This window comes from Halorubrum sp. SP9 (assembly GCF_005435015.1).
Taxonomy (GTDB): Archaea; Halobacteriota; Halobacteria; order Halobacteriales; family Haloferacaceae; genus Halorubrum; species Halorubrum sodomense.
On the sequence record NZ_SGXU01000537.1, the window covers coordinates 1 to 330 of the forward strand.

1 protein-coding gene is annotated in these 330 nt (G+C 56.1%); it reads left to right on the forward strand.

All coding sequences use genetic code 11. From position 1 onward, the window contains the following. Nucleotides 1-13: 13 nt before the first annotated feature. Nucleotides 14-330, forward strand: a 317-nt coding sequence (locus tag EXE45_RS18500) for a hypothetical protein (protein WP_137695174.1), incomplete at its 3' end; no start/stop codon positions are given.

Sequence of the window (330 nt, forward strand, 5' to 3'; positions counted from 1 at the left end):
TGAGGAGAACGCGGTGACGACTCCGAACGACGCCGATAGTGACGCGAATCGTTGGGGAACGACGCGCGCCCCAACGACCCTCCGGCAATGGATTATTTCTCTCACCGCGTTTTCCCGCGACCTTGATGGATCACTACTGGACGCCACGGAACGGGAGCTGAATGAAGTGGCACAGCGGATGTATGACGGTGACGCCGTGTCCGTCACCAAATCCTTGTCGAAGAACACGATCCGGTCGCGTCAGAATTGTCTCAAGAAATTCCTCCGGCATATCGATAGTGACGCCGACCCGGACGGGATTGCTACCTTCGACAAACAAAGTACGATTGT